At 68.3% G+C, this 12,963-nt stretch carries 12 protein-coding genes; 6 read left to right on the forward strand and 6 right to left on the reverse strand.

Features of this window, described 5'->3' with window-relative positions; genetic code table 11:
- Positions 1–6: 6 nt before the first annotated feature.
- A complete protein-coding gene (gene xdhA, locus C5F75_RS15060; RefSeq protein ID WP_104012403.1) occupies positions 7–1,608 on the reverse strand; it encodes a xanthine dehydrogenase small subunit in 1,602 nt (533 codons plus the stop codon).
- Positions 1,609–1,940: 332 nt separating this feature from the next.
- Here xdhA and C5F75_RS15065 point away from each other — a divergent pair, with 332 nt between their 5' ends.
- Positions 1,941–3,155, forward strand: a complete 1,215-nt coding sequence (locus tag C5F75_RS15065) for an MFS transporter (protein WP_059574233.1) — start codon at positions 1,941–1,943, stop codon at positions 3,153–3,155.
- Between the two features lie 36 nt (positions 3,156–3,191).
- Here the strand turns inward: C5F75_RS15065 and C5F75_RS37210 are convergent, their stop codons facing one another.
- The 4 genes from C5F75_RS37210 to C5F75_RS15080 all read right to left on the reverse strand — a co-directional run bounded on the left by C5F75_RS37210 (position 3,192) and on the right by C5F75_RS15080 (position 5,459).
- Positions 3,192–3,422, reverse strand: a complete 231-nt coding sequence (locus tag C5F75_RS37210) for an RES domain-containing protein (RefSeq protein WP_258048564.1) — start codon at positions 3,420–3,422, stop codon at positions 3,192–3,194.
- Between the two features lie 23 nt (positions 3,423–3,445).
- Entirely contained in the window at positions 3,446–3,784 is a 339-nt protein-coding gene (locus C5F75_RS37215; RefSeq protein WP_258048565.1) for an RES family NAD+ phosphorylase, read from the reverse strand.
- Positions 3,785–3,793: 9 nt separating this feature from the next.
- Positions 3,794–4,447, reverse strand: coding sequence for a hypothetical protein (locus C5F75_RS15075; protein WP_226224168.1), 654 nt, complete (start codon positions 4,445–4,447; stop codon positions 3,794–3,796).
- Positions 4,448–4,568: 121 nt separating this feature from the next.
- Positions 4,569–5,459, reverse strand: coding sequence for a DMT family transporter (locus C5F75_RS15080; RefSeq protein WP_059642048.1), 891 nt, complete (start codon positions 5,457–5,459; stop codon positions 4,569–4,571).
- A 134-nt stretch (positions 5,460–5,593) separates the two neighbouring features.
- Between C5F75_RS15080 and C5F75_RS15085 the strand changes: the two genes are divergently transcribed.
- A complete protein-coding gene (locus C5F75_RS15085; protein ID WP_060965628.1) occupies positions 5,594–6,529 on the forward strand; it encodes an AraC family transcriptional regulator in 936 nt (311 codons plus the stop codon).
- A gap of 27 nt (positions 6,530–6,556) precedes the next feature.
- Here C5F75_RS15085 and C5F75_RS15090 read toward each other — a convergent pair whose 3' ends face one another.
- The gene (locus C5F75_RS15090; RefSeq protein ID WP_059574237.1) at positions 6,557–7,768 is read right to left on the reverse strand and encodes a pyridoxal-phosphate-dependent aminotransferase family protein; all 1,212 of its coding nucleotides are present in this window, start codon (positions 7,766–7,768) and stop codon (positions 6,557–6,559) included.
- 775 nt (positions 7,769–8,543) lie between these two features.
- On the opposite strand from C5F75_RS15090, the gene C5F75_RS15105 reads away from it, so the two are divergent.
- The 4 genes from C5F75_RS15105 to C5F75_RS15120 all read left to right on the forward strand — a co-directional run bounded on the left by C5F75_RS15105 (position 8,544) and on the right by C5F75_RS15120 (position 12,870).
- Positions 8,544–9,527, forward strand: coding sequence for a LysR family transcriptional regulator (locus C5F75_RS15105; RefSeq protein WP_104012405.1), 984 nt, complete (start codon positions 8,544–8,546; stop codon positions 9,525–9,527).
- 30 nt (positions 9,528–9,557) lie between these two features.
- Positions 9,558–10,556 (forward strand): 2-hydroxyacid dehydrogenase, encoded by a 999-nt coding sequence (locus C5F75_RS15110; protein ID WP_104012406.1) that lies wholly within the window; start codon positions 9,558–9,560, stop codon positions 10,554–10,556.
- A 183-nt stretch (positions 10,557–10,739) separates the two neighbouring features.
- Complete coding sequence (gene bluB / locus C5F75_RS15115; RefSeq protein WP_059574240.1) at positions 10,740–11,477, forward strand: 5,6-dimethylbenzimidazole synthase; 738 nt, start codon at positions 10,740–10,742, stop codon at positions 11,475–11,477.
- A gap of 223 nt (positions 11,478–11,700) precedes the next feature.
- Positions 11,701–12,870, forward strand: coding sequence for an MFS transporter (locus C5F75_RS15120; protein ID WP_104012407.1), 1,170 nt, complete (start codon positions 11,701–11,703; stop codon positions 12,868–12,870).
- The last annotated feature ends 93 nt before the right edge of the window (positions 12,871–12,963 follow it).

Consider the following 12,963-nt stretch of genomic DNA (forward strand, 5'->3'; position numbering starts at 1 on the left):
CCGTCGTCAGACGCGCGCCGCGTCGTCGGCCACTTCGGCGCCTGCTTCGGCGGCCACTTCGCGCACGTTCAGCGCCTGCGGCGGCAGCGGGTCGTGCGCACGCGTCTCCAGCCAGAAGCGATAGATCAGGTTCTTCGCGGTATCGAGGCGATACGCGCTCGTCGCGCGCATGTCGGACAGCGGCTGGTAATCGCGCTCGAGCGCCTGCATCGCCGCCTGCGCGGTGGCTTCGTGCCACTGCGCGCCGTCGAGCACGGCTTCCGTGTGGGTCGCGCGCTTCGGCGTCGCGGCCATCCCGCCGAACGCGATGCGCGGCTCGCGGATCGTGTCGCCGTCCGCGATGAACGCGAACGCCGCGCACACGGCCGAGATGTCCGAGTCGAAGCGCTTCGACAGCTTGTACGTGCGGAACCGCAGCTTGTCGCGCGCGCCGGTGCGGGTCGGCACCTTCAGGCCGACGACGAATTCGTGTGGCGCCATGTCCTTCTGCTGGTAGCCCGTGTAGAGCGCCTCGAGCGGCAGCTCTCGCACCGTGTCGCCGCCGCGCAGCACGACGCGCGCGCCGAGCGCGATCAGGCCCGGCATCGAATCGCCGATCGGCGAGCCGTTCGCGACGTTGCCGCCCATCGTGCCCGCGTTGCGGATCGGCAGCGACGCGAAGCGCTTCCACATCTCGGTCAGCTCCGGATACGTGCCGGCCAGCGCCGCATAGGCCTTCTCGACCGTCACGCCCGCGCCGATCCCGATCCAGTCGTCGCCGTGAACGATCTGCTGCAGCTCGGCGATCTGGCCGACGTAGATCAGGTCGTCGAGGCGGCGCATCTGCTTGGTCACCCACAGGCCGATGTCGGTGCTGCCGGCGAGAATGCGCGCATCGGGACGCTCGGCCTTCAGCGCGGCCAGCGCGTCGAGCGTGCGCGGCGCCGCGAAGCGCGCGCCGTCGATCGTCGTGTAGTCGAACGTGTCGTCGCGCCTGAGCGACGCGAGCGTGCGGGCCAGCGCGGCCGTGTCGACGGGCGCGGCGGGCGCCGGTGCGCCTTCGCCGGCCGCACCTTCGCCGGTCGCACCTACGCCGGCCGCGTCGAACATCCGCACGGCCGCATCGACGATCGGGCGATACCCGGTGCAGCGGCACAGGTTGCCGGTCAGCGCATCGGCGATCTCGGTGCGCGTCGGCACGTCCTTCGCCTTCGCGCATGCACTGCCGCAGCCTTCGTGGCCATGCTTCTCGTACAGCGCCCACATCGACATCACGAAGCCCGGCGTGCAGAACCCGCATTGCGAACCGTGGCAATCGACCATCGCCTGCTGCACCGGGTGCAGCGTGCCGTCCGGCCGGCGCAGGTCCTCGACCGTGAGCAGCGCCTTGCCGTCGAGCGTCGGCAGGAACTGGATGCATGCGTTGACGGCCTTGAACTCGACCGCGCCGGCGTCGGTCAGCTCGCCGACGACGACCGTGCACGCGCCGCAGTCGCCTTCCGCGCAGCCTTCCTTGGTACCGGTGCAATGCGCATCCTCGCGCAGATATTGCAGCACGGTGCGGGTCACGTCCGCGCCGCTGACTTCGCGGATCGCGTGACGATGGTAGAAGCGAATCGGCTCACTCATGTCTCGGCGTTTCTTCAAATTGGGGGCAAGGCGGCCTGCGCGGAGCGCTCGACCGACGTTTTTCCGACAGTTTGCACGCTATCACCGTCAAATTCCGCAACCCATAGCCCATCACGCATGCGGCTCATATAACTGCCGCGATATGCGCGCACGGCGGGCCCGGGCCCTTGCCGCGCGGGGCGCTTCGCCCGCTCCCGGGCGCAGACCATCGCCCTCTTCCTGAATAGGGGCGCGGTTAACTAAACGGTACCTGCGGGAAAACCGGTTCCATGGGAAAATCCCGATTCCCTTTCCTGCCGTTTTCCGTTCGTTTCGCCATTCGTTCCGACCCCATGTCATCCGATTCCGCCACACCGCCGCGCAGCGGGTTCGCGCTCACGCTGCAAATCGTGTCCGTCGTCTGCTTCACGTTCATCTGCTACCTGACCATCGGCCTGCCGCTCGCGGTGCTGCCGGGCTTCGTCCACGACGAGCTCGGCTTTTCCGCGATCGTCGCGGGCGGCGCGATCAGCGTCCAGTACTTCGCGACGCTCGCGTCGCGGCCGCTCGCCGGGCGCCTCGCCGATACGCTCGGGCCGAAGCAGACGGTGCTGCGCGGGCTGGTCGGCTGCGGCGTGTCGGGCGTGCTGCTGCTCGTCGCGCTGCTGCTCGCGCACTGGCCGGTCGCGAGCCTGGTGCTGCTGGTCGCGAGCCGGCTCGTGCTCGGCGTCGGCGAAAGCCTGTGCGGCACCGGCGCGATCCTGTGGGGCATCGGCCGGGTCGGCGTCGCGCACAACGCGAAGGTGATCTCGTGGAACGGCATCGCGACCTACGGCGCGCTCGCGCTCGGCGCGCCGGTGGGCGTCGCGATCGCGCATACGCTGAATCCGGCGCTGATCGGCGTGATCGTGATCGCGCTCGCCGCGCTCGGCTTCTACCTCGCCCGCCTGATCGCGCCGGTGCCGCTCGTGCACGGCGAACGGATGTCGTATGCGAGCGTGTTCACGCGCGTGCTGCCGCACGGCCTCGGCCTCGCGCTCGGCTCGGCCGGCTTCGGCTCGATCGCGACCTTCGTCACGCTGTACTACGCGGCGCGCCACTGGCCGAACGCCGCACTGTCGCTGACCGTGTTCGGCACGCTGTTCATCGGCGCGCGCCTGCTGTTCGCGAACACGATCAAGACGTACGGCGGCTTCCGCGTCGCGATCGTGTCGTTTGCGTTCGAATGCGCGGGCCTCGTGCTGCTGTGGCTCGCGCCGGTGCCGCACGTCGCGCTGGTCGGCGCGGCGCTGACGGGCTTCGGCTTCGCGCTGATCTTCCCGGCGCTCGGCGTCGAGGCCGTCGCGCTCGTGCCGGCCGCGAGCCGCGGCGCGGCGCTGTCCGCGTATTCGGTGTTCCTCGACCTGTCCCTCGGCATCACCGGCCCGCTCGCCGGCTATGTCGCGGGCGCGTTCGGCTATCCGCAGGTGTTCCTGTTCGCGGCGGTGGCCGCCGCGGCAGGCGTCGCGCTGTCGATGATGCTGTACCAGCGGCAGGCGCGGGTGGCGGGGAGCGGTGCGGCGGCGTGAGAAGCGGGAGGCGCGTTGCCGCGCCCGCGACGCACATCAACGCAGTAGTACGTTGAAGTCCCGCAATACGCGGGCCGCATCGGGATGACGCCTGAACGGGACGGCGCGCCCGAGCGAGAGCTTCGGTTCGGCACGATCGAAGAGCACGAGCGCTTCCGACGTGTTGAGATGGCGCGACATGTACAAAAACCCGTCGACGCGGCGGGGATGCCGGTGGACGGCAAGCGACCACCGTTGCGGAACGTCGTACGGTGCGATGGTCGACAACGCACCATCGCCGCCCAGGTTTTTTAACGGCAACCATGCAGGACGGCCACGGTCAGCGGCGCGCCATCGAACGACAGGACATAGCGGTCAAGTTCGGTCGTCACGAGCGGAAAGCCGCCCAGCACCAGATCGGCGACTTCGTCGTGCAGCACCGTCTCGGCGAATGCGCAATGCAGATCGAAACCGAAGTAGCTGGTGCCATACCGCCGCCGTTTGCGCGGATCGTCGAAGCGGTTGCCGCCCGACTTGCCGAAATACGGCTCGCCCGTCGCGAATCGCGAGATGCGCACGAGCGCCGTCGGCGCCACCTCGCGCGTCACCAGTGTCGCGCTCGCGAAATGTTCCCCCGGCGCCGTCAGCAAACGGGCCGCCTAGCGCTCGGCGAACGCCGTGGCGGCGCGCTCGACTTCGTCCACCTTCCCGCGCGACAGCGCGACGAGCGGCGTAACGTTGCCCAGCGACGCCTTCGGCGTCGTGAAGAACTGCCATTTGCTCCATCCCGGCAAACCGCCCAGACATTGCGTCACCCTGCCCAACGTCTTCCGATCGATATCTCCCGTCAGGTAGAAGGCCGGATAGTACTGTGCGGCGCCGACATCGACCGTGAAGATCCGGCCGGACGCCACGGCCTTGCTGAGCGCCTGCCGCGTCATGCCCAGGCCGGCCCATGTCTGCGCGGCAGGCAGCAGCTTGCCGTCGGCGACCAGCATGCGCCGTTCCGCCTGCACCTGCCGCTCCGGATCGGCGGCGACGCCCGCCGCCCGCTTCTTCCCGCCGGTCGGCTTCCTGTCGCGCGTCGCGGCAGCAGCGATGCCGAACGTGATCGTGCCGGCCAGATCGATGACCTGCGCGATGCCGGCCTTGAACAGATGCCCCAATTGCTCGTCGGACAAGCTGAGCAGCGCCCGCGCGCGATCGGGGCCGAGCATGGTCGCGGCGCCGACAGCGCTGCGCAGCGCTTCCTCCGCCTCGACATCAAGAACGACGGCCGTCCCTTCCAGCGTATGCGCTCGCGCAATCATCATCACCTCCCGTCACGTCCGGAATGATCGAGCGTAGCCCTGAATCGAAACCAAGTCAACCGTGTCAACAAAATGGGCCGTTCGCCGGTTGCGTCGATCATGTGTTCGCGCAACCGCGAACTTCTCATGCCGTCCGCAGAAACAACCTCCGCGCGAGGTCGAATGCGACGAGATTGCCGGCCACCACGAGCAGCAGCCCGACCACCGCCAGCGGCGACCACTGGTAACCCTCGAACACCGTCGACACGGCCAGCGCGACGATCGGGAACAGCACCGTGCAGTACGCGGCGCGCTCCGGCCCGATGCGGCCGACGAGCGTGAGGTATGCGGTGAAGCCGATCACCGAGCCCGGCACGGCCAGGTACACGAGGGCGCCGAGATAGCGCGGGCTCATGTCGAGCGTGAACGGCATTCCGGCCGCGGCGCTGCCGACGGTCAGGATCGCCGCGCCGATCAGCATCGCCCAGCCGTTGGTCGCGAGCGGGTGCAGCCCCATCGACTGCATCCGGCTCGACAGCAGGTTGCCCGCCGAGAAGCACATCGTGCCGGCGAACGCGATCGCGAGCCCCGCCCAGGTCGCGTGGTCGTCGAGATGGCCGGCCATCTGCTGCCAGAACAGGCACGCGATGCCGGTCAGCCCGAGCAGGGCGCCGGCGATCGCCGACGGCCGCAGCGGGCGGCCCATGAACAGCCGGCCGTTGATCGAGTTCAGCAGCGGCGCGGTCGAGAAGATCACCGCGACGAGCCCGCTCGGCACGACCTGCTCCGCGTAGTAGAAGCACAGGAAATTCAGGCAGAACAGCGCGAAGCCTTGCGCGACGAGAAAGCGCCACGCTTCGCGCGGCGGCCGCACCGGGCGGCGCATCACGCGCAGCAGCGCGAACAGCACGGCGGCCGCGAGCCAGAAGCGCCACGCGATCGACACGGGCGGCGGCACCGAGCCGAGCTGCCATTTGATCGCGATCCAGGTGGTGCCCCAGATCAGCACGGTGACGAAATAAAGCGACAGGTTCATGGCGGCAATCCGGACATTCGGGTGAATCGGGATCCCGACTATGCCGCCGCACGACGCGTGCCAATTGTCCGGAATTGCGGTCTTTTTCGGCGCGCCGCACGCGGCGCCGCGCGCCCGCTTATACTCGGCGCATCATGAGTCTCTCCCTCTGCGCCCCGCCCATCGACCGCGCCGCCGCCCTGGCCGGCGGCGATCTGCCGTTCGGCCTGCAGTCGGTGTGCCGCACGCTCGCCGACGCGAACGCGACGCTCGAGCGCTTCGCGTGGCTCGGCGACCATCTCGCGATCGCCGAATGGACGCGAATCACCGACGAAAGCGAGACGGTCTACGAGCAGCCCGGCCACCACACGCTGTCGTGCTACCTCGACGGCGGCTACCGGACCGAGCGCCAGCGCGTGCCGCGCTACGGCGCGCCGAGCCTGCTGTGTGCGTTGCCGGGCGATCACGAATCACGCTGGTGGGTGCGCGGCGAAATGCATTTCATCCACTTGTATTTCCTGCCCGAGCACTTCACGCAGCGCGCGATCCGCGAGCTCGATCGCGAGCCACGCGAGCTGAAGCTCGCCGATCGCACCTATTTCGAGGATGCGCGCGTCGCCGCGCTGCTGCGCTCGCTCGCGCTGGACGGCTGGGACGATGCCGACGAGCGGCTGCGCGTGAACGAGACCGCGCACGAAGTACTGAGCCTGCTGCTGCGCGGGCAGAGCACGATGCGCACCGACACGTCGTTCCGCGGCGGGCTCGCGCCGGCCGTGCGCCGCCGCGTGCGCGACTACATCGACACGTACCTGACGCAGCCGCTGACGCTCGGCGAACTCGCGGAGGTCGCCGCGCTGTCCGAATATCACTTCTCGCGGATGTTCCGGCTGTCGTTCGGCCGCGCGCCGCACGCGTGGGTGGCCGAGCAACGGCTCGCCCGGGCCCGCGAGCTGCTGCGCACGACCGCGCTGCCGCTCGCGCAGATCGCGGCCGACTGCGGCTACGCAAATGCCGGCCACTTCAGCCATCGCTTTCGCGACGCGCACGGCACGACGCCGAATACGTACCGGCGCGCGATGCAGCGCCGCTGAGCGCGGCCCCGTGCCGCGCCTCCCGGCTTACGCGCCGCGCCGCGACAGTTCCTGTTCGAGCGCCGCGACGCCGGCCGGCAGGTCGACCGGCACCTTCAGGTCGACCATCGTGCGGCCGAACGCATGCAGCGTGCGGAACAGGTTGTGTTCGCGGCACTGCTCGCCCATCTGGCCGATCCGCACGATCGGCAACCCGAACGAACCCGAGATCTCGACCTGGTACTGCTTCGAGATATGGCCGCACACCATCCCGGGCGTGAGCCCTTCCGGCGTCTCGATCCCGACCACCGAATTGAGCCGGCAGTCCTTCGGCGCATACAGCTTGAGCCCCATCGATTCGACGCCCGCCTGCAGCGCCAGCGAGCAGCGCAGGTGGCGCGCGAAGCGGCTCTCGAGCGTCTCCGCGCACACGAGCCGCAGCGCCTCGTGCAGCGCAAGCACGCCCGACACGGGCGCCGTGTAGTGATAGCCGGCGTTGTGCCAGAAGTTCTCCGCGAGCGCCATGTCGAGGCACCAGTGCGCATTCGGCTCGGGACGGTGCTTCATGCGTTCCCACGCGGCATCGGAGAACGCGATCAGCGACACGCCCGGGATCGACGACAGCCCCTTCTGGCCGCCGGTGATCACCGCGTCGATGCCCCACGCGTCCATCTCGAGCGGCATCGTCGACAGCGTGCATACCGCATCGACGACGACCAGCGCGCCGGCCGCCTTCGCGAGCGCGGCGATGTCGCGCAGGTCGCGATTCCACACGGTGTTCGACGTCTCGCCCTGCACGATCGTGACGATCTCGGGCCGCTCGCGCGCGATCGCGTCGGCGATTTCGTCGAGGCTCGCGACCGCGCGGTCGGCCACTTCGAGCGTCGCGACGTCGGCGCCGACGCGCGTGGCCATCTCGGCCATCCGCGCGCTGAAGAACCCGTTGCGGATCGACAGCACGCGCGTGCCACGCCACGCGAGGTTCGAGATCGCCATTTCCATCGCGGCCGAGCCGGGGCCCGCGACGCCGAGCACCCATTTCGTGCGGGTCTGGAACACGTAGCGCGCCATCTCCTTCACCTGCTCGATGATCTTCGCCATCGTCGCGCCGAGGTGATTGATCACGATCGTGTTCGCCTTGGCGACGGCGGCCGGGATCGGGACCGGGCCGGCCCCCATCATCAGCAGCGGTTCTTCGGGCAGGATCGCGTCGAGCGGCACGACGACGGGACAGGGAATCGGCGAATGATCGATGGACATGGCTGGAAAAAGTGAGGAAAGGAAGTGCGCGAACGCCCGCGGGACGGCGCCCGTATGCACGGCGCCCGTTGCACGCGCAGCGAACTGAACGATCATTCCGTGTTCCGCCGCCTTGCGCAAGAGGCACCCCCGTTCGGACAGCACGACGGTGGCCCGGTCGCCGGACCGGGCCAGCCGGCCGCGCACCGCTCGCGCGACGGCCGTCCGGATTGAAAAGGGGCGTGCGAGCCGGTCGAGAAACGGTTCCATTCGCGTTCCGCGGGCGCGATTTTCTCCGCCAATATCGAGACTATTCGTCGAAACTGACAGTTCAGCCCCCCATTGGCGTATCGTACGAATACACCGGTTACCTGATACAAATCGCGGAGCGAATTCGATACACAAAATCCGAACGTGGAAAAAACATCCATTACGGTTGCATGTATTGGGGAACGACTCCGAAAGGCGCTGCTACGGCGTGCTCACATTTCACACAACCCGTTGATTGAATGGGAAATATTCTCCAAGCCGACGAATCCACCAATACCGCGCCGGTTTTACCCCGCACCTCCTTGCCGCACCGCAGCGTTAAACCGTTACTCGCGATTTCGATTTTACGCAAGCCGCCCGTTTTCGCAGGTTGACGGATATCGGTTCTTTATTGAACAATCGTCTGCGGAATCGAAATTCCATTTTCGATACGAGGGAGCGCTAGGGGCCGCGCGATGCGCTTTCGGCGTTGCGCGGCGATAAATCACAACCAAAATCAATCAACCGGGCCAGAAATACGCAAGCCATGAACCAGATTCAGACCATGCGTGTATTCGTCTGCGTCGCCGAGCAGCAAAGCTTCCGGCGCGCGGCGCACCATCTCGGCGTGTCCAATGCGCTCGTCACGCGTTCCATCGCGATGCTCGAGGGCCACCTGAACACCCGGCTGATCCATCGCACCACGCGCAACCTGTCGCTCACCGAGGCCGGCGTGCGCTACCTCGACGGTTGCCGCGCGCTGCTCGAGGAATTCGACCACCTCGAATCGTCCGTCGCGCATGCCGTGCGCGAACCGGCCGGCACGCTGCGCGTCGTCGCGTCGGGGCTGCTGTCGCCGCTCGCGCTGACGCCGCTCGTCAGCAGCTTCCGGCACCGCTATCCCGAGCTGCGGGTGCAGCTGACCGTCGCCGAAGGGCCGCTCGACGTGCTCGATTCAGGCTACGACGTCGGCATCGTCACGGGCACCCGGCTCGACGGCAACCCGGCGCTGATCGGCCACACCCTTGCGCCGAACCCGTTCGTCGCGTGCGCGGCGCCCGCCTATCTCGACCGCCGCGGCGAGCCGCGCGTGCCCGACGACCTGCCGGGCCACGACTGGGTCACGCTCGCGCCGCACCAGCACGCGCCGACGTGGCAACTGGTCGGTCACGACGGCGTCGTCCATTCGGTCACGGTACGCCCGGCCTGCACGGTCAACCAGCTCGCGCTCGTCCAGGCGGCGGCGGTGGCCGGCGCCGGCATCGCGGTGCTGCCCGAGCCGTGCGTCGCCGACGCGCTCAACCACGGCACGCTCGTGCGGCTGATGGCCGGCTACCGGATCGACGATCCCGACGCGCAGTTGTCGCTCGTCTATCCGAACCGCCAGTACGTGCCGGCCCGCACGCGCAGCTTCGTCGAGCACGCGCTCGAGCACTTCGGCGCGCCGTCCGGCCGCGAGCGGACCGACTACGGCTTCCTGCGGCCGGTGCGCGGCCCCGACCGCTCCGACATCGTCACGGGCCTGCAGTAAACTGCGCGCGTCAGCCCTCGGAGGTGCAGCGTGCGCGTGATCCTGTTCAGCAGCCGGCAGTACGACGACGATTCGTTTACCGCCGCCAACCGGCAGTTCGGCTATCGGCTGCACTTCCAGCCGTCGCACCTCGACGCGGAAACCGCGATCCTCGCGCACGGCTATGACGTCGTCTGCCCGTTCGTCAACGACACCGTCGACGCGGCCGTGCTCGAACGGCTCGCCGACGGCGGCACGCGGCTGATCGCGCTGCGCTCGGCGGGCTTCAACCATGTCGACCTGGCCGCCGCCGAACGGTTCGGCGTCACGGTCGTGCGCGTGCCCGCGTATTCGCCGCACGCGGTCGCCGAGCACGCGGTCGCGCTGATCCTCGCGCTCAACCGCCGCCTGCCGCGCGCCGTCGCCCGCACCCGCGAAGGCGACTTCTCGCTGAACGGGCTGCTCGGCTTCGACCTGCACGGCAAGACCGTCGGCGTGATCGGCACCGGCATCATCGGCAGCGTGTTCGCGAAGATCATGATGGGCTTCGGGATGCATGTGCTCGCGCACTCGGTGCCGCCGTACAACGACGAACTGATCGCGTTCGGCGCGCGCTACGTCGAGCTCGACGAGTTGCTGCATCGCGCCGACGTCGTCAGCCTGCATTGCCCGCTGCTGCCGTCGACCCACCACCTGATCAACGAACGGACGCTCGCGCGGATGAAGCATGGCGCGATGCTGATCAACACCGGGCGCGGCGGGCTCGTCGATGCGCAGGCGCTGGTCGACGCGCTCAAGAGCGGCCAGCTCGGTCATCTCGGGCTCGACGTGTACGAGGAGGAAAGCGGGCTCTTCTTCGAGGATCACTCCGACCTGCCGCTGCAGGACGACGTGCTCGCGCGCCTGCTGACGTTCCCGAACGTGATCGTCACGTCGCACCAGGCGTTCTTCACGCGCGAGGCGCTGGCCGAGATCGCGCACACGACGCTGCTGAACATCGAGGCGTGGCATGCGGGCGCGCCGCGGAACGTCGTGACGGCAAACCGCTGAGAAACCACGAAAAACGGCACGTTTGACGGCCGGCAGCGCATTCGCAATCGTTTGCTTGTGCAGGTTGCCGCACACTGCACTCGCCATCACCCACAATTACGCGCATTGTTTCAGGTGACGTAACGATTCCCGCGCGCGCCGTCTGCTATCGTTGCGTCGACGTCATCCCTGCCTTTGCCGCTCATGCGTTTCGACGATTCCGACATCGCCGCCGTCTACCGTGCCATCTTCGAACGGCGCGACATGCGCCATTTCACGCCGGCGCCCGTCGATCCGGCCGTGCTCGCGCGCCTGCTGCGCGCGGCGCACCACGCACCGAGCGTCGGCTTCATGCAGCCGTGGCGCTTCATCCGCATCACCGATCCCGCATTGCGCACGTCGGTCCACGCACTGGTCGAGGCCGAGCGCCGCGCGACCGCCGACGCGCTCGGCGAACGCCAGGACGAATTCATGCGGCTGAAGGTCGAAGGCGTGCGCGAATGCGGCGAGTTGCTGGTCGTCGCGCTCGCCGACGGCCGCGAGCGCCACGTGTTCGGCCGCCGCACGCTGCCCGAGATGGACCTGGCGTCCGCCGCGTGCGCGATCCAGAACATGTGGCTCGCGGCGCGCGCGGAAGGGCTCGGGATGGGCTGGGTGTCGTTGTTCGACGTCGATGCGCTGCGCACGCTGCTGCGGATGCCCGACGGCGCGAAGCCGATCGCCGTGCTGTGCGTCGGGCACGTCGATGCGTTTTATGCGAAGCCGATGCTGGAACAAGAACGCTGGGCCGCGCGGATGCCGATCGAAGCCTGCCTGTTCGAGAACGGCTGGGACGATCCGGCGGCGACCGACGGGGCCGGATCGGCTGCGTCGTCAATAGAGACTGAAATGAAAGAAACGTCGGCCACGATGCCCGGTGGATTGTCCGAACCCATCGCCTGATCCACGGTCCGGCAACCGCCGTCGCTCGCGACCGAATCGCCGCAAATCCCACAATATGAACTTCCCGCTTGCCGCCCCGTCGCACGCCGGCAACATCCGTTTTGACCCCAAACATAAGGGTTTTCACTGAAGTAGAATCGCGGCTGACGTTCGCCTCACCGACCGCCCGCCCCGCGTCTCCCGCGCTTGGGCTCGAGCGGCCTCTTTTCCCGAGCCTACCGCGATGCCCCTGCCTCTTTTCGCCCTTGCCGTCGCCGCATTTGGAATCGGTACCACCGAATTCGTGATCATGGGGCTGCTGCCCAATGTCGCGCGCGATCTCGGCGTGTCGATCCCGGCCGCCGGGATGCTCGTGTCCGGATACGCGCTCGGCGTGACGATCGGCGCGCCGATCCTCGCGATCGTCACCGCGAAGATGCCGCGCAAGCGCGCGCTGATGGGCCTGATCGGCCTGTTCATCGCCGGCAACCTGTTTTGTGCGATCGCGCCCGGCTATGCGGTGCTGATGGCCGCGCGCGTCGTCACCGCGTTCTGCCACGGTGCATTCTTCGGCATCGGCTCGGTGGTCGCGAGCAACCTCGTCGCGCCGAACCGCCGCGCGCAGGCGATCGCGCTGATGTTCACCGGCCTCACGCTCGCGAACGTGCTCGGCGTGCCGCTCGGCACCGCGCTCGGCCAGGCGTTCGGCTGGCGCGCGACGTTCTGGGCCGTCACCGGCATCGGCATCGCCGCGGCCGCCGCGCTCGCGGTGTGCCTGCCGAAAAACCTCGTGACGCCCGACACCAGCATCACGCGCGAATTCAGCGTGCTGAAGCATCCGCAGGTGCTGATGGTGCTCGGCATCAGCGTGCTCGCGTCCGCGAGCCTGTTCAGCGTGTTCACGTACATCACGCCGATCCTCGAGGACGTGACGGGCTTCTCGCCGCATCAGGTGACCTACGTGCTGTTGCTGTTCGGCCTCGGCCTGACGGTCGGCGGCACGCTCGGCGGCAAGCTCGCCGACTGGCGCCGGATGCCGTCGCTGATCGCGACGCTCGCGCTGATCGGCATCGTCCTCGCGCTGTTCGCGGGCACGATGCATCTGCCGTTCGCCGCGCTCGCGACGATCTTCGTGTGGGGCATCCTCGCGTTCGCGATCGTGCCGCCGCTGCAGATCATGATCGTCGATCGCGCGAGCGACGCGCCGAACCTCGCGTCGACGCTGAACCAAGGCGCGTTCAACCTCGGCAACGCGACCGGCGCGTGGCTCGGCGGGATGGCGATCGGCTCGGGCGTATCGCTCGTGAACCTGCCGTGGGTCGGCGTCGCGATGGCCGTCGCGGCGCTCGCGCTCACGCTGTGGTCGGCGTCGCTCGAACGCCGGCCCGTGGTCGTGCCGACCGAGTACGTATGACGCAACCCTGCGGTAATCGTTGCGTGCGCAACGCCATTCAAACGTGACGGCCTTCATGGACCTTTGAAGGGCCGCGGTGTAGCATCCCGGCCG

This window comes from Burkholderia anthinoferrum, assembly GCF_002925705.1.
Taxonomy (GTDB): Bacteria; Pseudomonadota; Gammaproteobacteria; order Burkholderiales; family Burkholderiaceae; genus Burkholderia; species Burkholderia semiarida.